The sequence below is a fragment of the Xanthomonas sp. CFBP 7698 genome (genome assembly GCF_003600855.1).
GTDB lineage: Bacteria > Pseudomonadota > Gammaproteobacteria > Xanthomonadales > Xanthomonadaceae > Xanthomonas > Xanthomonas cannabis.
This window is the reverse complement of sequence record NZ_PRDN01000005.1, coordinates 165,219-190,563: the sequence shown is the minus strand read 5'-3', so window position 1 is coordinate 190,563 and position 25,345 is coordinate 165,219. Positions and strand designations below refer to the sequence as shown.

General features: G+C 65.3%; 22 protein-coding genes and 1 other RNA gene. 4 read left to right on the top strand and 19 right to left on the bottom strand.

What is annotated here, in order from left to right; translation table 11 throughout:
* Positions 1–64: 64 nt before the first annotated feature.
* The 3 genes from XnspCFBP7698_RS17895 to dusA form a co-directional block, all read right to left on the bottom strand.
* On the bottom strand, positions 65–748 hold the full coding sequence (locus tag XnspCFBP7698_RS17895) for a response regulator transcription factor (RefSeq protein WP_002808458.1): 684 nt from the start codon (positions 746–748) through the stop codon (positions 65–67).
* 71 nt (positions 749–819) lie between these two features.
* Positions 820–1,119 carry a hypothetical protein gene (locus XnspCFBP7698_RS17890; protein ID WP_104581215.1) on the bottom strand — a complete coding sequence of 100 codons (300 nt, stop codon included), beginning with the start codon at positions 1,117–1,119 and terminating at the stop codon, positions 820–822.
* Between the two features lie 328 nt (positions 1,120–1,447).
* Positions 1,448–2,452, bottom strand: coding sequence for a tRNA dihydrouridine(20/20a) synthase DusA (gene dusA, locus XnspCFBP7698_RS17885; RefSeq protein WP_104581216.1), 1,005 nt, complete (start codon positions 2,450–2,452; stop codon positions 1,448–1,450).
* Between the two features lie 125 nt (positions 2,453–2,577).
* On the opposite strand from dusA, the gene XnspCFBP7698_RS17880 reads away from it, so the two are divergent.
* On the top strand, positions 2,578–2,883 hold the full coding sequence (locus XnspCFBP7698_RS17880; RefSeq protein WP_104581217.1) for an NIPSNAP family protein: 306 nt from the start codon (positions 2,578–2,580) through the stop codon (positions 2,881–2,883).
* Positions 2,884–2,916: 33 nt separating this feature from the next.
* On the opposite strand, the gene XnspCFBP7698_RS17875 is transcribed toward XnspCFBP7698_RS17880, so the two are convergent.
* The 9 genes from XnspCFBP7698_RS17875 to aroE form a co-directional block, all read right to left on the bottom strand.
* Positions 2,917–3,141, bottom strand: coding sequence for a hypothetical protein (locus XnspCFBP7698_RS17875; protein ID WP_047692873.1), 225 nt, complete (start codon positions 3,139–3,141; stop codon positions 2,917–2,919).
* A 95-nt stretch (positions 3,142–3,236) separates the two neighbouring features.
* Positions 3,237–3,410: a hypothetical protein gene (locus XnspCFBP7698_RS21585; RefSeq protein ID WP_158255460.1), complete on the bottom strand. Its 174-nt coding sequence runs from the start codon at positions 3,408–3,410 to the stop codon at positions 3,237–3,239.
* A 621-nt stretch (positions 3,411–4,031) separates the two neighbouring features.
* Positions 4,032–4,607 (bottom strand): ankyrin repeat domain-containing protein, encoded by a 576-nt coding sequence (locus XnspCFBP7698_RS17870; RefSeq protein WP_104581218.1) that lies wholly within the window; start codon positions 4,605–4,607, stop codon positions 4,032–4,034.
* 59 nt (positions 4,608–4,666) lie between these two features.
* Entirely contained in the window at positions 4,667–6,172 is a 1,506-nt protein-coding gene (katB, locus tag XnspCFBP7698_RS17865) for a catalase KatB (RefSeq protein ID WP_184390185.1), read from the bottom strand.
* 586 nt (positions 6,173–6,758) lie between these two features.
* Positions 6,759–7,349 (bottom strand): DUF6624 domain-containing protein, encoded by a 591-nt coding sequence (locus XnspCFBP7698_RS17860; RefSeq protein WP_104581219.1) that lies wholly within the window; start codon positions 7,347–7,349, stop codon positions 6,759–6,761.
* A 255-nt stretch (positions 7,350–7,604) separates the two neighbouring features.
* Positions 7,605–9,737, bottom strand: a complete 2,133-nt coding sequence (gene dinG, locus XnspCFBP7698_RS17855) for an ATP-dependent DNA helicase DinG (RefSeq protein ID WP_104581220.1) — start codon at positions 9,735–9,737, stop codon at positions 7,605–7,607.
* 218 nt (positions 9,738–9,955) lie between these two features.
* A complete protein-coding gene (locus tag XnspCFBP7698_RS17850) occupies positions 9,956–10,192 on the bottom strand; it encodes a hypothetical protein (RefSeq protein WP_039406336.1) in 237 nt (78 codons plus the stop codon).
* The gene (locus XnspCFBP7698_RS17845) at positions 10,189–10,542 is read right to left on the bottom strand and encodes a hypothetical protein (RefSeq protein WP_104581221.1); all 354 of its coding nucleotides are present in this window, start codon (positions 10,540–10,542) and stop codon (positions 10,189–10,191) included. Before XnspCFBP7698_RS17845 ends, XnspCFBP7698_RS17850 begins: the two co-directional genes overlap by 4 nt.
* 10 nt (positions 10,543–10,552) lie before the next feature.
* Entirely contained in the window at positions 10,553–11,404 is an 852-nt protein-coding gene (gene aroE, locus XnspCFBP7698_RS17840) for a shikimate dehydrogenase (RefSeq protein WP_104581222.1), read from the bottom strand.
* Between the two features lie 52 nt (positions 11,405–11,456).
* Between aroE and XnspCFBP7698_RS17835 the strand changes: the two genes are divergently transcribed.
* Positions 11,457–12,356, top strand: a complete 900-nt coding sequence (locus XnspCFBP7698_RS17835; RefSeq protein WP_104581223.1) for a PD40 domain-containing protein — start codon at positions 11,457–11,459, stop codon at positions 12,354–12,356.
* Positions 12,357–12,588: 232 nt separating this feature from the next.
* Here XnspCFBP7698_RS17835 and XnspCFBP7698_RS17830 read toward each other — a convergent pair whose 3' ends face one another.
* The 3 genes from XnspCFBP7698_RS17830 to XnspCFBP7698_RS17820 form a co-directional block, all read right to left on the bottom strand.
* Complete coding sequence (locus XnspCFBP7698_RS17830) at positions 12,589–15,120, bottom strand: sulfite reductase flavoprotein subunit alpha (RefSeq protein WP_104581224.1); 2,532 nt, start codon at positions 15,118–15,120, stop codon at positions 12,589–12,591.
* Between the two features lie 677 nt (positions 15,121–15,797).
* Complete coding sequence (gene hemB / locus XnspCFBP7698_RS17825) at positions 15,798–16,793, bottom strand: porphobilinogen synthase (protein ID WP_104581225.1); 996 nt, start codon at positions 16,791–16,793, stop codon at positions 15,798–15,800.
* Between the two features lie 88 nt (positions 16,794–16,881).
* The gene (locus tag XnspCFBP7698_RS17820) at positions 16,882–17,124 is read right to left on the bottom strand and encodes a hypothetical protein (RefSeq protein WP_179456633.1); all 243 of its coding nucleotides are present in this window, start codon (positions 17,122–17,124) and stop codon (positions 16,882–16,884) included.
* A 250-nt stretch (positions 17,125–17,374) separates the two neighbouring features.
* On the opposite strand from XnspCFBP7698_RS17820, the gene XnspCFBP7698_RS17815 reads away from it, so the two are divergent.
* Both XnspCFBP7698_RS17815 and XnspCFBP7698_RS17810 read left to right on the top strand, forming a co-directional pair.
* Entirely contained in the window at positions 17,375–17,821 is a 447-nt protein-coding gene (locus tag XnspCFBP7698_RS17815; protein WP_104581226.1) for a hypothetical protein, read from the top strand.
* 299 nt (positions 17,822–18,120) lie between these two features.
* Positions 18,121–18,474, top strand: coding sequence for a hypothetical protein (locus XnspCFBP7698_RS17810; protein WP_047692908.1), 354 nt, complete (start codon positions 18,121–18,123; stop codon positions 18,472–18,474).
* Between the two features lie 75 nt (positions 18,475–18,549).
* Here XnspCFBP7698_RS17810 and XnspCFBP7698_RS17805 read toward each other — a convergent pair whose 3' ends face one another.
* The 4 genes from XnspCFBP7698_RS17805 to XnspCFBP7698_RS17785 all read right to left on the bottom strand — a co-directional run bounded on the left by XnspCFBP7698_RS17805 (position 18,550) and on the right by XnspCFBP7698_RS17785 (position 24,906).
* Positions 18,550–20,340, bottom strand: coding sequence for a DUF885 domain-containing protein (locus tag XnspCFBP7698_RS17805; protein ID WP_184375649.1), 1,791 nt, complete (start codon positions 20,338–20,340; stop codon positions 18,550–18,552).
* A 929-nt stretch (positions 20,341–21,269) separates the two neighbouring features.
* Positions 21,270–23,468: a S9 family peptidase gene (locus XnspCFBP7698_RS17795; RefSeq protein WP_123137644.1), complete on the bottom strand. Its 2,199-nt coding sequence runs from the start codon at positions 23,466–23,468 to the stop codon at positions 21,270–21,272.
* Between the two features lie 18 nt (positions 23,469–23,486).
* A non-coding RNA gene (locus XnspCFBP7698_RS17790) (sX9 sRNA) lies at positions 23,487–23,562 on the bottom strand.
* Positions 23,563–24,216: 654 nt separating this feature from the next.
* On the bottom strand, positions 24,217–24,906 hold the full coding sequence (locus tag XnspCFBP7698_RS17785) for a glutathione binding-like protein (RefSeq protein ID WP_123137643.1): 690 nt from the start codon (positions 24,904–24,906) through the stop codon (positions 24,217–24,219).
* Positions 24,907–25,345: the final 439 nt, after the last annotated feature.

The window sequence follows — 25,345 nt, the reverse complement described above, 5'->3', positions numbered from 1 at the left end:
CGCCAGCGTTTGTACCATTTGGAGCGCACCGGCACCCGATCGTCCTGCTTGCCGCCGTGCGAACTCAGCCTTCGGTACGCGGAATGGCGAAACGGTAGCCGCGACCACGCACGGTCTCGATCGGCTTGAGCTCGCCATCGGGGTCGAGCTTCTTGCGCAGGCGACCGATGAATACTTCCAGCACGTTGGAGTCGCGGTCGAAGTCCTGCTGATAGATATGCTCGGTGAGGTCGGCCTTGGAGACCAGTTCACCGGCATGCATCATCAGGTACTCGAGCACCTTGTACTCGTAGCTGGTCAGATCGACGTTGGCGCCATTGACGCTCACCGTCTGCGCCGCCAGATCTAGGGCCACCGGCCCGCATTCCAGGGTCGGCTTGCTCCAGCCGGCCGCGCGCCGCAGCAGCGCATTGACGCGCGCCAGCAACTCTTCGACATGGAACGGCTTGACCAGGTAATCGTCGGCGCCCTGCTTGAGGCCTTCAACCTTGTCCTGCCAGCTCGAACGCGCGGTCAGGATCAGCACCGGAAACTTCTTGCCCTCGTCGCGCAGCGCCTTGATCAGCTCCATACCCGACATCTTGGGCAGGCCAAGATCAATGATGCCGACGTCGAACGGCACCTCACGGCCCATGTAGAGGCCTTCTTCGCCATCCTGTGCAGCGTCGACCGCAAAGCCCTCGCGCTTGAGGCGCGCCGCCAGGGTTTCGCGCAGCGGAGCTTCGTCTTCGACCAAAAGGATACGCATGCACTCTCCCTACTTACGTTGTCGGCCACTGGCCGGAGAATTTATGAGACTGAACGCAGAAGTATCTACGTTCAGTGGTTATCGTCGCGTGGCGGCGCATCAGGCGGCGGCGGGTTACGCGGCGGCGTGGCCGGCGCCTGCTCCGGCTCATACACGGTGTGTACGCGTCCATCTTTCATGTACTTGACGCGATTGAGATTACCGCCACCAAAAGGCACGCGTTCAGCGGCAAGAATTTCTCCACCGGTCCTCTGCTGCACCAGCCGGATGTTTTCAGACAGGGTGCGGCCTTGGTCGCGTGACGAGGCAGACGCCCCCCCGCGCCCCTGCACCATTGGATAACCCTGTCCCCAGGCCGATGGCGCGGCCATGGCGACCCAGAGGGCAACCAGAGCGACTTGGCGAGCGCGGCATAGCGGTTGGGTCACAAACGAATCCTAGCGGGTTGTTCAGGAGCATTCAAAATCCGTGAAAGCGGGCATACGTCACGGTGTGGTCGGACCCCGAAATCGAGCCAAATTCTTGATTTTTCGGGGTGAATCCGATCTGAACTTTTTAGCTTGGTGTTAACACCGTTCAGTCAAATGAATAGTCTGGCTTCCGCATCGGCTGCCATAAAAGGCCCAAGGAGCGACGCCTTTGCCGATACCACTCCGGAATACCACCTGCCCATTCAGCATATGCAAGCGCCGGGCCAGTTCAGGCCACTACGCGCCAGGGCCGGGTGTCGGTCCGCTGCAGGGCCTGCTCCACCAGCTCCCAGCCGGCGCCAGGGCGGTGTGCGCCCTCGCTCAATACCTGCCGAAACGCGCGCCCGCCCGGCTGACCATGGAACAGGCCCAGCACGTGACGGGTGATGTGCTTCAAGGCCAGACCCTGCTGCAGCTGAGTGACGACATAGGGCTCCAGCGCTCGCAGCAACGACTCGCGCGACTGCTCGGGGCGCCGGTTCAACGCGGCATCGAGCTGATGCAGCACATACGGGTCGTGATAGGCGGCGCGGCCGAGCATCACGCCGTCGGTGTGCTGCAGGTGGGCCAGCGCCGTGTCGACGGCGGCGATGCCGCCATTGATCACGACCGGCAGGTCGGGGCGCTGCTGCTTGAGCCGGTAGGCCCAGTCGTACCGCAGCGGCGGCACTTCGCGGTTTTCCTTTGGCGACAGACCCTTGAGCCAGGCGTTGCGGGCATGCACCACCACCATCGCGGCGCCGGCGGTGACCACCTGGTCGACAAAGCTGGCAAACACCGCGTAGTCGTCATCGTCGTCCACGCCCAAACGGCATTTGACGGTGATCGGCAGGTCGGTGACGGCGCACATCGCCGCCACGCACTCCGCCACCAGCGCCGGCTCGCGCATCAGGCAGGCGCCAAAGCGCCCGGCCTGCACGCGATCGGACGGGCAGCCGCAATTGAGGTTGATTTCGTCATAGCCCCAGTCCTGGGCGATGGCCGCCGCCTGCGCCAGCAGGGCCGGCTCGCTGCCGCCCATCTGCAGGGCCAGCGGGTGCTCCACCGGGTCGAAACCGATCAATCGCGTGCGATCGCCGTGGATCACCGCATTGGCGTGCACCATCTCGGTATACAGGCGTGCGGACGGCGCGAGCAGGCGGTGGAACACCCGGCAATGGCGGTCGGTCCAGTCCATCATCGGAGCGACGGACAGGCGCAGGGAGGCGGCGTAGCGATCGGCGGAAGCGGTCATCGACGGTTGGCCGCAGCGAGCAGCCATTGCAATACGGAGCAGGATCAGCAGCTTACACGGGCGCCGATGAATCTGCGGCAGTGCGGCATGGCATGCTGAAGCTCCCCGCCTGCCGGACCCGCTCCATGATCACCTGTTCGCTGCGCTACGTGATCGACCCCTATCAACTGGCCGAATTCGAGCATTACGCGCGGCTGTGGATTCCGCTGGTGACGCGCTTTGGCGGCCAGCATCACGGCTACTTTCTTCCCTCGGAAGGGGCGAACAACATCGCGCTGGCGCTGTTTTCGTTTCCCTCGCTTGCCGAGTACGAGCGTTATCGCGAGGCATCGCTGCAGGATGCAGCGTGTCTGTCGGCGTTCGCCTATGCCGAGCGAACGCGTTGCATCATCAGTTACGAACGCAGCTTCTTGCGTCCGGTGCTGGCATAGGCGCGGCGCGCACTGCACAGGACACAGATGGAATTACGGGTTGCGGAAACCCACACGCTCTTCGGCGCTCAGCGGCTTGCCGAGGGCGTGGTACGAGGCCGCCAGCGTGATCAGGGCCGTGCCCATCACCGCATAGAAGCTCCACGAGGTCGCCAGAACGTGGATCTGGCCAAACACCAGGGCGACGACGGCGGTGGCGGTGCACAGCACCATGGCCAACAGCGACATCAGGAAAGGGAGGGAGGGATCGATCTTCATGGCGGGGGTTCCAAGCTGCGATGGCTGAAGCATCGGCGTTCCCGGCCCGTTCTTGAACTGTTTTCTGCGCTTTTTCCAAGCGAATCCCAAGCGGGTCAGCGCGCGCTCAGTTTTATGTCAAAGCCTTGGCGCACAAGGCTTTGCGCGTCGGAAATCTCCTGACGCCGCGCCGGTTCAACCACCACATTCGCCAGAGTTCCAACGCAGGTGTGGCGGAAAACCGACAGGGCCAAAACCGCGATGCTGCGCTGCACAATCGCGATGCGCACCGACCGTTCGCAGGACGCGGCATGGGACGGCCACCCTGGTGGAGCGGCGTGTGCGGTCTGCCGATGCCCTGCCAGCGGCGCTGGTGCCCACGTGCCTGCCGGGCGCTGAGACACCGTGGGCTGTGCTGTGCGGGGGCCCGGGGGAATCCGTTGGATGCGATGCACGGCTCTACCTCGCCGTTTCTTATTCCTGCAAACGTCTCCCCAATACGGGCCACGTTGCCGTGCGTGCGGCGGCCGCAGCAGTTGCCTGCGTCCTCTCGTGCCCCCGGATCGGGGCATGGCGATCGCGTCATGCGGGGCGTCCGTGATGCGGTCATTGCGCCGGTAGGCCCTGCCGGGAGCAAGACGGCTTACGGCGGTCCGCGGCGCGCCTGGCCACTGACCAGGCGGTCCAAGGATGTGCCGGTCGCTTCAGGTCGGAGCGTGGCCACCCGTTCGCGGATGCGAAGTGGCGCCGTGCATCGCTGCGCAGCAGAACCCTGCTCGAGGTTGCAGGCACCTGCTGCGCCCAGCCTGAGCGCAGCGCTAGTGGATCGATGCGCGAAGTGTGGCCGACGCCCCGGCGAGCGAGCCACTGACGAGGCACGCAGCGCGTGGTGGAACGCGCGATCGCTGCGCTCAGCGCGCCGGTGCCGTGGCGAACTCGCCGCGTTGCAGCTTGGTCACATCGTTGCCCTGGCCATCCTTGAGGCTGAGGTCGGCGCCCTTGGCGGCCAGGTCCTTGAGCACGTCGGTGCGCTGGAACAGTGCTGCGTACATCGCCGCTGTCTGGCCGGCGTTGTTGCGTTGGTCCGGCGCGCAATCGGCCTGCATCAGGCGCTTGGCGATACCCAGTTCACCCTTGAAGATGGCGCCCATGAGCGCGGTGTTGCCACGCTTGTCCTGCGCGCAGGGGTCGGCACCAGCGCTGAGCAACTGTTCCACTGCCGGGCGTTGGCCGTGGTAGGCAGCAAGGATCAGGGCGGTATAGCCCTTTTCGTCGCGGGTGTTGAGGTCGTAATGCGAGCGGATGAACTCGGCCAGCATGTCCTGCCGGCCTTCGCGCGCGGCATCGAAGAAGTACTCGCGCAGCTGCAGCTTGACCTGTTCGGGATTGGCGGCCGCCGAGGTGGACGCGGCGGCAGGCGCCGACGGCGAGGCAGCGAGGGCCGGCGCGCACACCGCGCTCAGCAGAACCAACATCAGAGTGCGCATATCGCTCTCCTGAAAACGGGGACGGCACCGCGGCGTGGCCGCGATGCCGTCGGGGTGGATCAGTCCTGCAGGCTGGAGGCCAGCTGCTTGACGCGGGCCAGGTCGCCCTTGGCAACGCGGGCGACGCCGGTGCCGTACTCGGGGTCTGCCTTGTACAGGAACGACAGGATGATGTGCTTGCTCTCGGTGTCGGTGTTGGCCAGCGACTCGCCAAAGCTCTGCACCAGGTCCGCACGGTCCTTCTTGCTGTAGGAGCGATACAACTCGCCGGCCTGCTTGAAGTTCTGTTCGCGGGTGATCTTGGCCTGCTGGGTCGTACCCGACAGCGGCAATTCGCTGTAACGCGCGGCGGTCTCCTGCGGACGCGGCTCCAGACGGCTCGGCTCGTAGTTCACGCCGCTGGTGGTCTGACCGATATTGCCCTGGCCATCCTGGTTGCCGTTGTTGACCGCCACACGCGGACGGTTGACCGGCAGGCTCAGGCCGTTGGCACCGATGCGGTACAGCTGGGTGTCGGCGTAGGAAAAGATACGGCCCTGCAACAGACGATCTTCAGACGGCTCGATACCGGGCACCAGGTTGGCCGGCGCCATCGCCACCTGCTCGGTCTCCTGGAAGAAGTTGTCGACGTTCTTGTTCAACACCATCTGGCCGACCTTCTGCTCCGGCACGTCCGGCCAGATCTTGGTGGCATCGAGCGGGTCGAAATCGAACTTGGCCAGGTCTTCCGGCTTGAGCACCTGCACGTACAGGTCCCACTTGGGGTAATCGCCCTTCTTGATCGCGCCGACCAGATCGTTGGTCAGGTGGCTGTAGTCCTTGGCCTGCACCGCAGCGACCTGCTTGGGATCGAGGTTCTTGATCCCCTGCAGCGTCTTCCAGTGGAACTTGACGTAATGCACTTCGCCCTGCGCGTTGACCAGCTTGTAGGCGTGCACGCCATTGCCGTCCATGAAACGGTAGCCGGCCGGCGTCCCTTCATTGGAATACAGCAGGGTCAGGGTGCGGGTGCCTTCGGGCACGTGCGAGAAGAAATCGAAGCGACGCGAATCATCGTCCAGGTTGGTGCGCGGATCCGGCTTGAACGCGTGGACCATGTCGGGGAACTTGATCGCATCGCGGATGAAGAAGGTGGGGAAGTTGTTGCCCACCAGGTCCCAGTTGCCTTCGCTGGTGTAGAACTTGGTGGCGAAGCCATGCGGGTCGCGCAGCGTCTCCGGCGAATGATTGCCGTGCACCACCGAGGAGAAGCGCACGAACACCGGCGTCTTTTCGCCGGCGCTGAACACCTTTGCCTTGGTCAGGTTGGACAGATCGGCGGTGGCGGTGAACTCGCCTTTGACGCCGGTACCGCGCGCATGCACCACGCGCTCGGGGATGCGCTCGCGATCGAAGCGCTGCAGCTTCTGGATCAGCTGCACGTCCTGCAACAGGGTCGGGCCGTTGGCACCGGCAGTCTGCGAGTTCTGGTTGTCGCCAACCTTGGCGCCGTTGTCGCGGGTCAGGACGGATTGGGCGAAGACCGGCGGAGCGATCAGCGTGGGGGCTAGCAGGGCTAGCACCATGAGGGATCCAGGGCGCATGGCGTCAGCTCGTGTTGAGGGAGCTGAATCATGGCCAGCAGACCGAAGCGTGAGAAGTCATTAGTTCTGATCGCTTCGATAGGCGAACATGATGATGACTGCGTTGCGTGATACACATCGCGTTAAAGGGTGACCGTCTGTTGCAGATCGTAGCAATATCTCGCTGAGGCTCCCTAAGCAGCAGCGTCACGCCAAATCTGCTCACATGGCAACAGCAACAAAAATAGTGCAACGCAAAAGAACAGACAATCCGTGGAGCGTTGTGGTGCACGGCGTGCAAGTGCGTCCGCGCTATCTAACATCCAGTGGATCAGAACGCACCTGGTCTCGTTCAATCATCCTGTCGGAACGCTGCCGCACAGTACCCGCTCCGGCCGTCATGCTGCATGAGCCAAGCAGATACAGCATGCACTGCGCCGACCCTTAGTCTGGCCGATAGCGGGGGTCCACGCACTCACGCAAGGGGACAGGACACAGGCTGCCGATTCCGCACGAATGCAGGCGTACTCCCACTGCGCCACCCAGCGACCATGGCAGCGTATTCGGATCAGTGCCCCCCGGTGCCGCTCTACTCGTCAGGCAGACCCGCCTCTGTCCTGCGCTGCCGCAGCTGGGCAGGATTCTCCAACTCGAACAAGCTGCCGTCGGCCTTGCGTTGCGTACCGTAGCGCTGTGGTTTGCCCGACATGACGAGGTTCCGATCTACAAACAACGCAAGGTCGGCAGTGCTGTAGGACCCACGCTCTGATGCGGCCTGCATCTTCTGCAGGAAGGCATCGCGGAACTCGCGATCAGTGGAGTGTTGCGCAACCAAAAACCCCGCATGTGCGCCGTCCTGACCGACCGAGGCAATGTCGGGAAAGCCGAATTTGTCCATCAAGGCGGACAGCGCCACCTGGTTTTCCCGTTGCGACGCGACCAGACGCATTGCCACCTCCTTCGCCGCGCCCTGATTGGCCTGCAATTGCTGCGGCGTGACTGCGCCACGAATCTGTTCGCGGATCTTCTGATCGGCGTCGGCCAGGGCTAACAGCTGTTCACGGTAGGACGCATTCATGGACTGATGCCCTGATTGCAGCGCTTTGCTGTCTGTGGCAACACCCTGCCCCGGTAGCGCTACCTGCCACAACAGCAGCAACGCCATCACCACGGTCTTCATGAGCACGCAACCCCCGATGCTGGAACGCGTTCGATAACTGCCTCACCCTGGAGCACCACGGGTCTCTCGGATAAGCGTGGAAATTCGTGATACCTACTGGTCTGACCATAAACCAGAAAGGAACAAAATTTACTCGCGATCTCCATTCCGGAACACTTGTCGTCCAAGCAAAATGAGTGCTGTAAAGCGCACTGCGTCGCATAACGATATTCCGTCATATCGACCTATCCGCAGCAGAAACCCTGATTGGCTGGATTAACCGATCACCCGCTTGAACGGCGGCAAGGCATCGATGATGCGTTTGCCGTAGCGACGGGTAAGCAGGCGCGAATCAAGGATGATCACGCGGCCATGGTCGTTGGAGCTACGAATCAAGCGGCCGGCAAACTGCGTGAGCGTGCGTAAGGCATGCGGGATGGCGATCAGGTTGAAGGCGTTATGGCCGCGGCTTTCCAGCCATTCGCTCAAGGTGGAGGTTTGCGGGTCGGTGGGCACGGCGAACGGCACCTGGGTGATGACCACGGTGGTGCAGGCTTCGCCGGGCAGATCCAACCCTTCGCCGAACGAGTTCAAGCCGAACAGCACCGAGCCCTCGCCTGCCGCGATGCGGCGCAGGTGTTCGGTGATCAGCTGCGACTTGTTGCCCTCGCCCTGCACAAGCACGCGGTTGCGTTGCGCCAGCGGCATCAGGTCGGCGACCTTTTCCATCTTCCAGCGCGAGGTGAACAACACGATGCTGCCCTTGGCGGTCCAGTCCAGTTCGCGCACCAGATACTTGGCCACTTCCTTGGGGTGGCCTTCGCGGTCGTCGGGCGTGACCGGGAAATTGGGCACAATCAACTCGGCCTGATTGGGCAGGTCGAACGGCGAGGCCAGTGAGGCCATTTCGGCGTGCTCGGGCAGACCGTTGTCGATGGCGAAGGATTGGAAATCGCCGCCACCGGTGAGCGTGGCCGAGGTCATCACCACCGAATCCACCTCGTTCCAGATCATCGTGCGCAGCACCTGCGCAGCCGAGACCGGCGAGCAATGGCAGATCAGGTCGCCGTCGCGCGAGAGAGTGATCCAGCGCGCCATCGGCGGCTGGCCTTCCTTGTCTTCGCGTCGCCAGCCGCTCCACAGATTGTGTTGCTGCTCGGCCATCTCCAGCGCCAGGCCCAGGTTGCGCTGCAGGCGCTCGCGCGCCGCATCGTCCTGCTTGCCCTTGGCCACCGCGCTATGCGCAGCGTGCACCCAGTTGAACAGCGCGCGGGTGTCTTCGCCGAGTTCTTCGATGGCCGGGCCCCATTGCGGCGGCAGCTTGCCGTTGGCCGCACGCCACAACGGATCGCGCTCGCCGGGCTCGGGCTTCCACAGGCGCTCGACTTCGGCATGGAAGGCCTTGAGCAGTTTGGAAACGCGCGCAGCCACCTCGATGGCCTCGTTGGGCAGCAGGTTGCCGATCTTGTCCTTGTCCACCGCGCGGTACGCGGCGGCAATGAGGATCTGCATGCGGCCGGTGCGCTTGGCCATCTCGTCCAGCGGCAGACTGGCCGCACCCTGGTCGATGGCCACACCGGCGATGTGGTGGCCTTCGTCGAGCACCAGCAGCATGTCGGCGGGCGGGGCGATCAAGGGCTGGCCGTTTTCGGCATCGCCCAGCGACAGCGACGACAGCAGCAAGGCATGGTTGGTGACCACGATCTGCGCTTCGCGCACATCGGTACGTGCCTTGAGCACCGGGCACTGCGCGGCGTAACTGCAACGCCGCCCCGCGCAGCCGGAGGCCGGGGTGGTGATACGCATGCGCAGCGGCACCGAGATCTGCTCGGGCGCGTCATCCAGGTCGCCGTTCCAGGTGCGCGCGGCATAGGCCTTGGCCAGCCGCTTGGCCAGATCGGCATCCACCGGGCTGAGCGGGCGGTCGTAGAGCCCCTGCTCGTCTTCGAACATGGCGTTCTGGTTGGTGTCGCCTTCCAGCTCGGCGGCGTTGCGGGTGCACAGGTAGCGGGTGCGGCCCTTGGCCAGCGCCACGGTGGCCTCCAGCCCGGTGGCCTTGAGAAAGGCAGGGATGTCGCGTTCCACCAGCTGCGATTGCAACGCCACGGTGCCGGTGCTGATGACCAGCTTCTTCTTGGTGGCCAGCGCGATCGGCACGCCGGCGGTGAGATAACCCAGGCTCTTGCCCACGCCGGTGGGTGCTTCGGCGATGCCGATGCCGCCGGAGGTGGCCAGTGCCCGCGAGACCAGGCCGATCATCTGGCTCTGCGCACGCCGCGTGGCAAAGCCGGGTGTATTGGCCTGCAGCTTGGCGTAGGCATCGCGGATGCCGGCCTTGATCGGGTCGGTGAGAACACGCTGGGTGGGAACGGGCGCGGACGGCCCGGCCGGTGGGGCAACTTCAGTCATCGCGCTATTTTCGCACGGACCGGCGCAACGCCTGCGACCGGCCGGTTGGGCAGCTGAACGTGTTTGTCCGGTGCACCGGCACAGCTGCGGCCATGCCGCTCGCATGGCGGCGTGGCCGGGCGGCGGCTGGGTGCGGGCAACGCAGCAAAGAACCAGTGCTGCGCCGTGCGAGCGAGATCAGCGGCCGGGCAGGCGACGGCCGAAGACCACGTGTCCGGTCAGCCGCGCGCCCTGCGGCGCGGCCAGGCGTAGCGCGCCCACACGCTACCGATCAGCAAGGTCACCACACCCATCACCAGCATGCCGACGCCCACGCCGGCCGGGCCGAAGCGTTCGTATAGCAGGCCGCCGCGGTTGACGGCGGCCAGTGCCTGCGGGTGCAGCAGTGTCCAACCGCCTTGCCCTGCGCAGAGCAGGCCAATCAGCACGAGCGCCAGCGGCTTGATCGGGATCATGCGCGCGGCCCGGCTGCCGGCGGCAGTCGTTGCAGGCTGCGCGCCAGGGTCCACACCAGCACCCCGACCCCCACGCCCTGCACGGCGGTCAGCACGAAGCGGCCGATGCCCATGACCAGACTGATCTGGCGCACGTTGCCCTGCTGCAGCAGCAGCATCGGAATTGCCTGCAGGGCGACCTCGGCCAGCACGCAGCCCAGCAGCACCCACAGCGCGGCCAGTGCAGCGCCGCGCAGGCGCCCGCGCGGGGCACGCCACAGCAACACCAGGCCCAGCAACAGTGCGATCAGCATCGGTGCGCGCGACAGCAGGCTGGTGATCAGGCTGAGCAGGATCTCGGTGACGTTCATCGCCGCCGGCTCAGTCGGCGCTGACCAGCACCGCCTCGCGCGCGCGCAGCGCGGCGTAGACCGGGTCGGTCTGCGGACGCACGCCATGCCACAGCGAGAAACTTTCCGCGGCCTGCTCCACCAGCATGCCCAGACCATCGATGGCGTAGCGGCATTGCGCCGCGCGCGCCCAGGCCAGGAAGGCGATGGCGGTGGGGCCATAGTTGAGGTCAACCGCTGCGGTGAGGCTGTTGACCAGGCCCAGCGGCAGCGCGAACGCGCCGGCCTCACGGTCGCGGCCCGCAGCAGTGGCGTTGACGATCAACTCGAAGTCGCCCAGATCCCGCAGGTCTTCGATGTAGCGCGACACCACGCGCCCGGGTTCGCCCAGCGCATCGCACAACGCGTCGGCACGCTCGGGCGAGCGGTTCACCACCACCATTTCAGTGATGCCGGCATCCAGCAGCGCCGGAGCCACACCGCGGGCGGCGCCACCGGCGCCCAGCAGCAGGACGCGGCGACCGCGCAGATCCAGGCCATGGCGATCGGTGAGATCGCGTACCAGGCCGACGCCGTCGGTGTTGTCGCCCTGCCATTGGCCATCGTTCCGCACCAGCGTATTGACCGCTCCGGCCAGGCGCGCGCGATCGCTCAGGCTGCCGGCCAGCGCGCAGGCCGCTTCCTTCAGCGGCAGGGTGACGTTGGCGCCCTTGCCGCCTTCATCGGCAAAGCGCTCCAGCGCGGCGGTGAACTCTTCCGGCGGTGCGTCGATGGCGGTGTAGTCCAACGCGATGCCGGTCTGCTTCCCGAAGTCGGCATGGATGGCCGGCGACAGCGAATGGGCGACGGGGTGGCCGAATACGGCATAACGGGATACGGGCATGAAACGCTCTCTGGTTGACTAGACTGTGCGCAAGATGAGGCAGGAACACCGCATGCACTATCGATGGACACTGCTCGCGCTGGCGGCGAGTTTACTCTGCGTCCCGTCTGCTTCGGGGCTTGCTGAATTCGGGATCGAAGGCATGGGCGTGGTGTCCACGGCGGCCAACGAGGCGCACGCCACGCTCAGCCCGGACGGGCAGCGCATCGTCTGGGCCAGCGACCGCGCCGGTGGCGCCGGCGGCTGGGACCTGTGGCAGGCACAGCTGCGCGGTGGGCGCTGGCAGGATGCGCAAGCGCTGCCGATCAACAGCGCCCAGGACGATACCTCGCCGCTGTTCAGTGCCGATGGACGCTGGCTGCTGTTTGCCTCGGCGCGGCCTGGCGGCGCCGGTGGCAGCGATCTGTACCGGGTGCCGGTGGATGCGCAAGGCAAGCTCGGTGCGGTGCAATCGCTGGGTGCCGCGATCAACAGCCGCGGCGATGAGCGCGCGCCCAGCCTGTCGCTGGATGGCACGCGCCTGCTGTTTGCCAGCGATGGCCACGGCGGCGCCGGTGGCGCCGGTGGCGCCGGTGGCCTGGATGTATTCGTGGCGCGCTGGGATGGGCACGCATTCTCCGCACCGGCACCGCTGGGCGACATCAATACGCCGGCCGACGAGCTGGATGCGGCCTGGCTCGGCGACGGGCGTGGGCTGGTGTGGACGCGCGGGAAGAGTGCAGGCCCCAGCCAGCTCCTGCTGGCTGCCTGCAAGGACGGGCACTACGCTCACGGTCAGCCAGTGCCGCTGTCGTTCAATGGCCCGCAGGAGCGCACATTTGGTGCAGTGGTGGACGTCGCCAAACCGGGCGAACTCCTGGTCACCGGCAGTGCCCGCGCGCCACGCGCAGGGCAACTGGATCTGTACCGGATGAAGGCGCCGTCGGTGGACGGCGATACCAGCTGCCGCTGAGCGCGCGCCACGGTGGCACGCGTGGAGGCTTCATCGCCGGATCAACGCACGATCTTGTGCCGGCGCCGCGCAGGGTGGCTGAAACGTAGGACCACTCCCCGGCGAGGCCGCATCATCGCGGCACACGATCTCGCACCGTCGTGCTGATCGCCGTATCGCACGATGTGGTGGCCCCATCCAGCCACCGTGCGCAGCGCGCTGCCTCACGCAGGCAGTCGGCAACCGCGCTGGCTCAATACACATCGCGCCGGTAACGGCCGGCGGCGGTCAGTGATTCCACGCGTGCCTCGCCGAGGAGTTCGCGCAGCGTGGCGTCCACCGCGCGCGCCATGCTGTCCAGGCTGCCGCAGACATGGATCACCGCACCGCGATCGATCCAGTGCCGTAGCGCCTCGCCGGTGTCGTGCAGCCGATGCTGCACATAGCGTTTTTGCGGCTGGTCGCGCGAGAACACCTGGTCCAGCTGCTGCAGATGCCCACTGGCCTGCCAGGCCTGCAGCTCATCGGCGAACAACTGGTCGTGCGCGGCCTGCCGCTCGCCGAACAACAGCCAGTGCCCATGCACGCCGGCCAGTTCGGCCTCGCGCAACAACGCGCGCAGCCCGGCGATGCCGGTGCCGTTGCCGATCAACACCATGGGTGCCGCTTCGACGCGATGGAAGCCCGGGTTGGTGCGCAGACGTGCACGCAGCGGCGTGCCGACGGGCGCGTGGCAGATCAGCCAGCCCGAGCCCAGGCCGGGGCTGCCGTCGCTGCGCGTGGTCAGCCGGACCACCGCGCTCGCCACGCCATCGGCCGGCACGCTGGCCAGCGAATAGTCGCGGGTGGGCAAGCAGTCGCAGGCATCCAGCCAGGCCTGTGGATCCGGATGCTGCGCTGGCGGCGTGGCGGGCGCCTGCGGCAGCACACGCTCGGCGGCGGCCTGATGGAGCGGCAGCAACTGCGCATCGACATGCACCAGCGCCCCGGGCGGCAGGCTCCATGCGGCCAGGCAGGCCCGCACCTGCGCGTCGGCATGCGCGGGCTGCACTTCGAGAATGTCGCCGGCCTGCCAGTGCGCCTCGGGCGGTGGCTGCAGGTCGATGCGCCAGATCGGCGCGCCTTCGCTACCCGGATTGAGATGGGCGCGCGCCAGCAATGTCCAAGAACTCAGGCGTGGTCGCGCCAGGGTCGCGGCGGCCACCGGTGCGCCGGCAATCTGCTCCAGCTGCGCATGCCATTGCGCCAGCGCCTGCGGATCGGCGTTGTCCATTTCCACCGTTGCAAACAGCGCGCGGGCGCCCTGCGCGTCCAGCCACTGTTCGACACGCCGCGAGAACCCGCAAAACTGCGCGTACTGGCGGTCGCCCAGTGCCAGCACCGCATAGGCCAGCTGCGGCAAGGCGATCTGCTGGCGCAGCAGCTCACGCTCGACCACGCGTGCTGCATCCGGCGGCTCGCCATCGCCGAAGGTGCTGATCACCAGCAGGGCGTGCCGCGTGCCCTGCAGGTGCTGCGCATCCACCTGTGCCAGCGGGCGCACCTGCACGGGCAGGCCGGCGGCCTGCAGATGCCCGGCCGCCTGCCAGGCCAGCCGCTCGGCAAAGCCGCTCTGGCTGGCGAACGCAATCAACCATGGTTCGACCTGCGACGCCGGCGGGGCGCTTTGCAGCATCACCCGGGCGGCGCGCAACGCGCGCTTCTTGCCGCGCCGGTCCAGATACAGCATCCAGCCGCTGACGAAAAACACCGACATGCCCAGGCTGGCCAGCATCACCACGATGCGCCCCGGCAAGCCGAAGAAACTGCCCGAATGCAGCGCAAACATGCTGACCATCAACTGCTGCCCGCGCGGCCTTGCCGCGTAGTCCTGCCGGCGCAGCACGGCACCGCTGGCGGCATCGAGGTCCAGGGCGTTCAAGGCGCGGTCGTGATCCGCGTGATCGGGCAGAAACCGCACATTCAAGGCCTGCCCGGCACGCGCTGGAATACGCAGATCCAGCGCGGCGTGATGCGTTGCCGGGATGCCATCCAGGGTGCGTTGCACGCGCGCAAAATCCACCGTTGCCGGACGCCGGTCGCGCCGGTCGTCGCGCGCCGCGGGCTCGCCACCGAGCACGGCCGCCATGCCGTCGCGGTACCAGGGATAGGACCAGGTCAGGCCGGTCAACGCGATGGGCAGATACACCAGCAGGCACCAGGTGCCGAACACCGCGTGCAGGCTCCACAGAAAACTGCGGCCCTGCCGGCGCCACTCCACCACCCACCAGGTGCGCAGGCTCCACCACCGGCGTGGCCAGCGCAGATAGAGCCCGGATGCGCAGAAAAACAGCAGGATCAGCGTGCAGGCGCCAGTCACTGCCTGGCCGCGTTTGCCCGCCGCCAGATGGCGGTGCAGATCCTCAAGGAAGGCAAACGTACTGCTCAGCCGCGGCGCCGCCACCCGCTCACCGGTATACGGGTCGAAATACACACGTGCACTGCCCTTGGCGGCGAGCCGCGCATTGGAGGGCCGCTCACCGGTGGGGTCGATCAGCATCCGGGTGACCGGCGGCGGCCCGGACGTGGTCGGTGCCAGATCCAGCCGCTGCAGCAGCACATCCACCGGCAACGCACGCTCGCCTGCCGCGTGCCGCTGGGCCAGCTGCACGAGGGGCGGATTGGCCAGCCGAACAAGTTCGTTCTCGAAGGACATCGAGGCGCCGGTCAGCCCCATCACCGACAGCACCAGACCGGCCGTGATGCCGAGCAACCAGTGCAGCTGGAACAGCAGCGTTTTGATCAAGACGGCAGAAGATCAGTGACGGCCCGGCATTGTAGATGAGAATGCGTCTCGCATGCGCCGCCGCATGGGTGACTCGGCGCCACGGCGGCGCATGTGGTCCAACCGTCATCAGCCGCACGTGGGACTGCTGGATGCTCTCGATCGACGACCGTGCAGCATGCGGCGTGCGACGCGGTGATCGATCGCATGTGGCCAAATCGGCAACACAGCGCGATCCGCATGGCGTTACCGGCGTGGCAGGAAGTGTCTGCACAGCGCCTGGAGCGATCTGGAACGGGTCGTGCTGCATCTGAACACGACGCACCGAATCGCCATGCTCCAGATGCAGTGATCGCAGTCATCGCAGTGACTTTCGTGGCACCTGGATGCTGTTTGAAACGGCATTGGCCACGCCGCAGTGCATCCCGGTGCGTGCGGGTTGGACACCGCAGGGAACCGACTCGGTCGCACCGCAAAACGTTCGGAACGTGCCGCTCATCGAACCATGATGTCGTTGCGGGTCGAGTGCACTCAACCCATCCGCGCGGCCGCTCGCCGCGGATGGGTGACTGGAACCGGCGCGCTTTAGCCTCTTCCTGCGCGGGGTTTACTCCCGCACTCGGCTCCACCCACGGCTCTGTCAGTCGCGCATTCAGCGCGTGCGGCTGCGTCGCCGTGGCGCAGCCGCGCCGTGCGGGTCAGCGTGCGTCTTCGCGCAACCAACGCGCCACTTGCGGGGCGAAGTAGGTCAGCACGCCATCGGCACCGGCGCGCTTGAAGGCCATCAGCGCTTCCAGCACGCACTTGCGCTCGTCCAGCCAGCCGTTGGCCGCCGCCGCCTTGAGCATGGCGTACTCGCCGCTGACCTGATATGCGAAGGTCGGCACGCGGAATTCGTCCTTTACCCGGCGCACCACATCCAGATACGGCATGCCCGGCTTGACCATCACCATGTCCGCACCCTCTTCCAGATCCAGCGCGATCTCGCGCAAGGCTTCGTCGCCGTTGGCGGGGTCCATCTGGTAGGTGGTCTTGTCGGCCTTGCCCAGATTGCCGGCGCTGCCCACCGCATCGCGGAACGGGCCATAGAACGCCGAGGCGTACTTGGCCGAATACGCCATGATGCGTACGTTGAGATGCGCATCGGCATCCAGCGCGCGGCGGATCGCACCGATGCGGCCGTCCATCATGTCCGAAGGCGAAATGATGTCCACACCGGCCTGCGCATGCGACAGCGATTGCTTGACCAGCGCCTCGACGGTGATCTCGTTGAGCACATAGCCCTTGTGATCGATGATGCCGTCCTGCCCGTGCGTGGTGTACGGGTCCAGCGCCACGTCGGTCATGACGCCCAGCTCGGGGAAGCGCGACTTGAGCGCACGTACCGCGCGCTGCGCCAGGCCGTCCGGGTTCCAGGCTTCGGCTGCGTCCAAGCTCTTGCCGGCCGGGTCGATCACCGGAAACAGATCGATCACCGGGATGCCCAGTTCCAGGGCGTTCTCTGCCTCGCGCAGCAACTCGTCCAGCGACAGCCGCTCCACGCCCGGCATTGAGGCGATCGGCGCGCGGCCAGGCAACTCGTGCACGAACACCGGCCAGATCAGGTCATCGATGGTCAGCGTGTTTTCGCGCATCAACCGACGCGAAAACGCATCGTGGCGCATGCGACGGGGGCGATAGTGCGGATGGGCCATGACAAGGCTCCTGGAGACAGCCCACAAGTCTACGCCCGCCGCCTTGCCGCAGACGCGCTGCGACGCACTGTCGCAGCGCTGCAACGGCTTAGATCACCCCGCCGCCCAGGCTCAGGCGGATCACCCCGACCACGATCACCAGGCCGTTGAGCAGCAGGCCGGTCTTGGCCCGCCCACGGTTGCCTGCCGAGGTGAACAACAGCGCGATCGCCGCGATGATGGCGCCGACCGCCGCGAACGGAATCAGGAACCAGTTGCCCCACCCCAGCAGCGGGATGAAGGCCAGCACCATCCACAGCAGCGCCACAATGCCCCAGAGCAGGCTGATCAGTCCCACGTGCCACCTCGTCCGTCGAAGAAAGGCGCAGCTTAACGGTGCGCCTGCCAAGACGCCGTGGGCGGGTGGTCACCCTGACCAATGGCGGCTTGGCGGCAGCCTCACATGGGCGTGGCTAGGGTGCGTCAAACTCCGGTGCACTTCGCAACCACTCGCACCACGGCCGCCCGCGCCGTGTTGTTAGCCACTCTTCAGTTCGGCCACCGGATCATCGCTGTCACTGTCGTCAACAGGGGGCTATTGCATGAACAAGCACATCGTCATCGGCGCCACGCTGGCCCTGCTGCTGGCCGGCTGCGCCAGCAGTTCCAAGGTGATGCTGGGCCAGGCCCGCGCGCCAATCGACCCCGCGCAGGTGCAGGTGTATTCCAACGCCCCGGTCGGCTCGGTGGAGATCGCCCAGCTCGAATCCACCAGCGCCGCCGGCTTCGGCACCCAGGGCCAGACCGATGCCGCCGTGGAGCGCCTCAAGCGCGAAGCGGCCAAGCTCGGCGCAAACGGGGTGGTCATCGTCGGGGTGGGCTCGGAGCGCTCCGGCGGCGGCCTGTCGGTGGGCGGCGGCAGCTACGGCGGCCGCGTCGGTGGCGGGCTGGGTATCGGCATCCCGACCACCCAGAAGCGCGCGGCTGGCATGGCGATCTGGGTGCCTGCGGGGGCGCAGTCGCCCCCCCCTGCACCGCACGAGCGCTGAGCGGATTTGACCGTTTCACCCGCGACTGCCTTGAAGAGCCGCTGGAGATTCCGATCAAATAAAAAAGACGCAGCCATTGGCTGGCGGTAGGTAGTGCTTTCTCGCTCGGCTCGCTGTTATGGGCTAGGGAAGGTCGGCAGATGAGGCGTCGTGTTGACCCGTACCTGATCTTCTACTTCGGCGCTTGGTTGCGAGCGTCGTGAGGGCCTGCCAAGCTAGTGGCAGAGCACGCAAGCTCATCAGCCAGTGTTGCTAGTCTAAGCGCACGGTATATATCTTCATTGACAGAAGGATTCCTAATGAAACGCTGGATATGGATGTTAGTCGGATTTGTTGGGATCCAGGTCACCGCGTTGGCGTCGACGCCGCACCAGACCTTGGTCTGCCGTATGGATGACCCCTTTTTGTTCTGCTCAAAAGGTTGTGATTCACCGGACTACAACTGGAAGCCGCTAGATCCGATTTCAGGCACATGGACCCCTGTTGCGCCGTACTGCCCCTTCCCAACTCCGACATCGACGAATTACTGCAAAGGGTGGACGATGATCGCAATCGCCGCCCTGACCCAGTATCAGTCGATCTGCCCCGGCGCTTTGAAGGAAGGAAAGTGGAAAGGCACCAAGCAGCCGGAAATGGTGCCGTTCAAGCACTGAGCACTGAGGCTGTGCCACACGCGGGCATGCAGGCGTGGCGGACCAGTTTGTTGATCATTATCCAGCACGCTGTTGTTAGCGCTTGCGTTGCTGCGCGGGAATGAACTGCGTCTCCACCGCCTTGGCCAGTTGGTCGGGCGGCAACAAGCCCTGGTCGAGCAGGAAATTGTTGAAGGCCAGGCGGTCGAACTTCTTGCCCAGTGCCAGTTCGGTGCGCATGCGCAGTTCGAGGATGCGGGTGTAGCCGTAGAAGTAGCTGCCGGCCTGGCCGGGCGCGCGGACGGTGTAGCGGTCCAGTTCCTGGCGGGTCATGGCCGGCGAGAGGCCGACGTCGTCTTCCAGCACCTGGCGTGCGCGTTCGCGGTCGATCAGGCCCAGGTTGAGCATCGGGTCGAGCATGGCGCGGGCGGCGCGCAGCAGGCGGAACTGCAGGGCGATCAGCTGGCCGTCGAGCGGTTCGTACGGCACCATTTCGGCTTCGGCATACAGCGCCCAGCCCTCGACGTTGACCGAGTTGAAGGCGAACAGGCTGCGCGCCAGCGAGATGCCACGTTCGACCATGGCGGTGAACTGCAGCTCGTGGCCGGGGCGGCCTTCGTGGGCGCTGAGCGTCCAGGCCGCCGAGCCGAAGTTGAAGTCGTCGTACTGCTCCTTCTTGGCGCCGTCGGCGGTCGGGTTGCCCAGCGGCAGCACGAACTGGCCCTGCTGGCCGGTGTTGCCGATCAACGGCGCCGGCAGGAAATGCGGCGCCGGTTGCGCGGCGCTTTCGGCGGCGCTGCCCAGGCGCATCTGCATCGGGCGGTTGGGCACATCGACGATGCGCTGCTGGCGGATGATCGGGTCGATCTGGTCGATCACGCCGCGGTAGTGGGTCTCCAGCTGGTCGTCGGCAATCTTGTTGCCCTTGAGCGCACGGATCACCTGCACATAATCGCTGCCCTGCACGCCCTTGGCCTTGGCCACCAGCGGCGCAAGCTGGCGCATGGCCGAGCGGGTTTCCATGAATTCCAGCTGCGCGCGCTGGATCAACTGCTGCGGGGCGATGTCGATGCCGACCTGCTTGAGCTGGAAGGCGTACAGCGGCTCGGGCAGGCGGGTGTCCTTGCGCGCCTTGGGCAGCACCGTGCTGCGGGTCCAGGCGGCGTAGTCCTTGAGCTGGGTGGACATGGCCTTGAGCGCCTCGTCGGCGCCGGCGATCTTGTACTTGGCGAACAACTCGCCGATACCGGCGACGTAGGTGTCCACATTGGCCAGCGCCTGCTCCACTTCGCGCTGGGTGGGCTGCAGCAGTGCGGTGTTGCCCAGCTTTTCTTCGTAGCGCTGGCGCGCCAGCGTGGTGGTGGGCGTGCTGCCCGGCACCAGGCCGACGTAACGCTTGAGGCGGTCCAGCGCCTTGGCGCGGCGTTCGGGCACGGTCTGGTCGGACAGCAGGCCATTGAGGCCACTGAAGACCGCCTCAGGAGCGTCGCTCCAGGGCAACAGATACCGCTCGTTGAGCTCGCTGCCTTCGATGTTCTGCGCGGCCGCGCCGATCATGATCTGCAGGTCCTGGCGCACGTTGGCATCGCGCTCGGTGGCCAGCTTGGCCTGCAGCGTGGCGCGCGCCTTTTGCATCGCATCGCGATAGCGCGCAGCGTTGTCCGGGCCCAGGTCGACGACCTGATCGTCGTAACCAGGCACGCCGAAGAAGCTGGCGTATTCGGGCTGGAACGGCGCCTGCGCGTTGAGCAGGATCTGCGCATAGCCGTTGCTGGTCTGCACCCAGGCCGGGCTGGCGGGAGCTTTAGCAGTATTTGGGCTGGTCTGCGCCTGCAGCGGCAGACAAGTGCAGAGCGCCAGGGCGACGGCAATCACAAGAGGCTTCATCGGGAAGATTCCAACAGGGCGATGCGCGACCGTACGCGGAGAGCGCGGTGTCGACAACCTGCCGAAGGTCATCGTGCCGGCCGCCACAGCCTATTGCTGTGCGTCGGGCGAAGAATCGACGCGAAAAGGCGGACGAAGCGGTTCGTGAATTCGGGTTCGACGTCAGCTGGCCACTCACCAGTTTCCGCTTCGCCTCTGCTCGCCCGAGATTTCAGTCAACGTCGGGCGAGCTGCGCCAGCTCCAGCTTTGACTTACCATGGATGGAACGTACACTTCAAGAATCAGCACCCAAGGAATCGTCATGAAACGCTGGATAGGGATGTTTGCAGTTCTTCTATTCTCTCAGGCGGCTAGCGCAGCGGGACAAAGTGTTTATCAAGAGCTCGTATGCCGCAGCAATGATCCCTTTGTGTTTTGCACCCAGGGGTGCAAAGACGAGGACAAAAACTGGACACCGGTTGACCCGATCTCTGGCACCTGGGTCGCTGTTCCGGGCTATTGCCCATGGCCAACGAGTACGGGACCCTGTTGCGTGGGCAATGTCTGTTTCAACGTGTGGACACAGACCGCCGTCACCGCAGTGGGCCAGTACGTGAGTATTTGTCCGCATGCGAAGAAACAGGGCCAGTGGAAAGGAAAGCAACGACCTGAAAAGGTTCCGTTTGATCATTAAGCAGCGCACTCTGAGTACCGCTCGGCTTTAAAATGCGGCAATCGCGAGGCTTCTTGCGAGCGCTGCACTATCACATCCCTAAACCGTGCATTGACATGCGATCGCTTCGTCATATAAAAGCGGCCGGGTTTAAAAAATACACACTGAGACGTCTGCTTTGTTATTAAAGCGAAGACTTAAAATCTCTGTATCAGGGAGTAGTCACTACTCCCTGTTTTCCTGAGCTATCGACAGTCTTCAACAAACGTATCCCACTTAGATGTCAGGGGTCGAAGCCGGCATCAAACAGCGCTTCAAAAACGCTTCGGCGGTCTTGTAACGATGCAGTGCAGTGGCGCCTGAAACACTGTGCTTCGCACCGGGATAGGTCATCAGCTCGAACGCAGTGCCGCGTTGCTGCAACTCGCTCATCAGCGCGGTGGAGTTGGTGAACAACACGTTGTCGTCGGCCATGCCGTGGATCAGCAGTAGCCTGGCGCGCAGGCCGTCCAGATGGGTGGCGATGCGTGCGTCGCGATATCCGTCGGCATTGCCGGCCGGCAGGTCCATGTAGCGCTCGGTGTAATGGGTGTCGTACAGGCCCCAGTCGGTGACCGGCGCGCCGGCCACGCCGCAGGCATAGGCGTCGCTGTGCTTGGCCAGCAGCATCAAGGTCATGTAGCCGCCGTTGGACCAGCCCTGCACGCCGATCCGCCTGGCATCCACCCAGGGCTGGCGCTTGAGCCAGGCCACGCCTTGCAGCTGGTCGTCCACCTCGACGGTGCCCTGCCTGCCGTACAGCGCGCCACCGAAGTCGCGACCGCGCCGTGGGGTGCCGCGGTTATCCAGCGAAAACACCACGTAACCGCGCTGGGCCAGGTATTGATCGAACAAGGCATCGCCACGGCCGGGCCAGGCATCGAGCACGGTCTGCGCGGCCGGGCCGCCGTAGACATAGACGATGACCGGGTAGCGCTTGGCCGGATCGAAATGGTCTGGCTTGGTGAGGCGGTACTGCAAGGGCGTCTTGCCGTCGGCGGCAGTCAGCGTGCCGAACTCCACCGGGCGCTGCGCGTCGCGGTAGCGGGCATACGGATGCTGCGGATCGGCAAGATCATTGGTGAGCAAGGTGGCGATTTTTTCGCCATTGGCCCGGAACAGTTCGATCTGCGGCGGCGTGGTGGTGTTGGACCAGGTGTCGACATACACGCTGGCGTTGTTTGCAAAACTGGCCACGTGCGTGCCGCGGGTGCTGGAGCGCTTTTCGATCGCACCGCCGGCCAAGGGTACCGCGTAGATCTGGGTCTGGGTCGGCGACTCTTTGCTGGCGGAGAAGTACACCGTGCCGGCCTGCTCATCGACGGCGAGCAAGGCATCCACCACCCAGTCGCCGGAGGTCAGCGGCGTCAGCGTGCGGCCGTCTTCGGAGGCAAGGTAGAGGTGCTCGTACCCGCTGCGTTCGGAGTTCCAGAGAAAGCGACCGTCCTTGAGGAAACGCAGGTCGTTGGTCAGCGGGACCCAGGTGGGCGAGGTCTCGGTGATGAGCGTGCGCTGCGCGCCACTGGCCAGCGTGGTTTCGATCAGCTCGAGGGTTTTCTGGTCGCGCGACTGGCGCTGGAAGGTCAGCCGCTGCGCATCGCGCCAGTCCACGCGTGCCAGGTAGATATCCGGGTTCTTGCCCAGGTCGACCCAGCGCGGAGCCGCCTTGGCGCGCGGTGCGATCACGCCCAATTGCACCGCCACATTCGGCTGGCCGGCCTGCGGATAGCGTTGGCTGATCACTTCGGTGTGGTCGGCATACACTTCCGGGCGTTTTTGCACCGGCACCTGCACTTCGTCGATACGCGCGAAGGCAATGGCCGAATCGTCCGGTGCCCACCAGTAGCCGGTATGGCGATCCATTTCTTCGTCGGCGACGAATTCGGCCACGCCATTGCCGATGGTCTCGCTGCCATCGTGGGTGAGCTGCAATGGCTTGCCGCTGGCCAGGTCGATCACCCACAGATTGCGCTCGCGCACGAAGCTGACGAAGCCGCCCTCGGGCGAGAGCTTGGCATCGGTGGCGAAACCTTCGCCGTGGGTGAGCTTGCGCACCGCGGCCGCACCGGTCTTGCGCAGGTCATACAGATATAGCTCGCCGCCGAGCGGGAACAGCAACGCCTGCGCATCCGGGGCCCATTGGTAATCGACGATGCCGGTCAATGCGGCGATGCGTTGGCGCTCGCGCCGGGCCTTTTCGGCATCGCTCAAGGTCTCGGTGCCGGGCAGCACGACCTTGGAATCGACCAACAGGCGGGTCTGGCCGCTGGCGATGTCGTATTCCCACAGATCCAGCTGGTTGCGGTCACTGTCCTTGCCGCGCAGGAAGGTCACCCGCGAGCCGTCGGGCGCCACCTTGGGCTTCATCAGCGTCGGGCCGGACAGCGGCAACGGGCCGGTGATGGCCTCCAGGGTGAGTTTTTCGGCGTGGGCCATGGGGATGGTGATAAGAGCAGCTAACAACACGTAACGGGCAGTCAACAGACGGGTGTGGACGGCGCGCAGGAACCGCAGTGTACGAGGAGTCCATGCCGATTCCGAGCAGCGGCCGCGTTGGTTTGATGGCGGCACAGTCGGCATGAGGGCAAGGTCGGCGGATGGGGCGCGCATTGAAGATCCTGTCTGAAGACTGCGCACAGGATGCGGGTGCGTGCGGTGTTTGAGAAGCGTGGCGGCCGTGCGCGTTCGTGGCGACGGGTATCTATGGGGGGTGGTTGGTGGTGTCGAGGCCGGGTCGCGAACAGGCCAGCGTATGTGCTTTCTGCTCGATGCCGAAGTGCGATGCGGGCGGGCTACCACGGGCCTGACGCAGCGCGGGTGACCGGTGGCTGCGACTGTGATGCGGAGCCGTACCCTCACCCCAACCACTCTCCCGCGGGAAGAGGGGCTCTGGCTTGCTTCTCCCAGCGGGAGGGAGAGGGGGCTGGCTTGCTTCTCCCAACGGGAGAAAAAGGGGCTTAGCTTCCTTCTCCCGCCGGGAGAAGGTGGCGCGTAGCGCCGGATGAGGGTCGGGCGCAGCCCGGCCTTGCGCTTGGAACCGCTGCGTAGCGCGGTGTCTGACCGCGCTAGTGCGCACGGCGATCCACTCCAGGACATCCCCATGCAAGACAGGCCCTGCGGCGCTCAGCCCCAGCAGCACGACGCCTCAGCACCATGTTTCCGCGCTCTGCCTCAGCCCTACGCCTCAGCGCTTACCGAACAAATGCTTGCGCTCTTCCTCGCTGAGCGGCTTGCCGGCGTTGGGGTTCACCTGCTCTTTCAGCGCATAGGCGCGCTGGGTGGCCGGGCGCGCGGCGATGGCGTCATGCCAGCGCTTCAGGTGGGGGAACGCGGCGTAGTCCGGGCGGATGTCCGCATAGACCTCCAGCCACGGGTAGCTGGCCATGTCGGCGATGCTGTAATCCTCGCCCGCCAGGAAGGCGTGCTCGGCCAGGCGCTTGTCCAGCACGCCGTGCAGGCGGCGCACCTCGGTGTTGTAGCGATCCACCGCGTAGGCAATCTTGTCCGGGGCATAGACGTTGAAGTGACCCATCTGGCCGGTCATCGGGCCCAACCCGCCCATCTGCCAGAACAGCCATTCCAGCGCGGCGATCCGCCCACGCGCATCGCGTGGCAGGAAGCGGCTGGTCTTTTCGGCCAGGTACAGCAGGATCGCGCCGGACTCGAACACGCTCTGCGGCGCGCCGCCATCGGCTGGTGCATGGTCGACGATGGCCGGCATCTTGTTGTTGGGCGAAATCTGCAGGAACGCCGCTTCGAACTGCTCGCCCTTGCCGATGTCCACCGGCTTGATGGTGTAGTCCAGCCCGGCTTCTTCCAGGAACAGGGTGACTTTGTGGCCGTTGGGGGTGGGCCAGTAATACAGGTCGATCATGGGTGCTCCGGTAGGTGAGGGGTAATGCGCGACCGGACGACGCCGAATTCCTCGGCGTGCACGGCCGCGTGTCCGAGGTCGGCAACCGCGTTGTAGCCAGGGCAGTTCACCGGTGCACGCGTGCCGCCCTGTCGGTCGCAATGAGACGCCTTCGGAACGGAACAAGCGCATGAGGAGTGCACGCATTGCCCGTCCCGAAATGACCGATCCCAAGCGCTGGACCATGCCATCCACGCCGATGGTACGGCCCCCGCTGTTGTACGCGCGTGCACCGTCACTGCCCCTGCTGGAACGATGTGTGACGCCATTGGCTTGCGGCCGATGCTGCAGTGCAAATTGACTTTGTTAAGCCTGCGCTAACAAATGCTCGATTGTTCGATCGACCTTTGCCTGTCCCGCTCGGGCCCGGCCTTATCTTTTGTTTGGGGAAGCAATCACC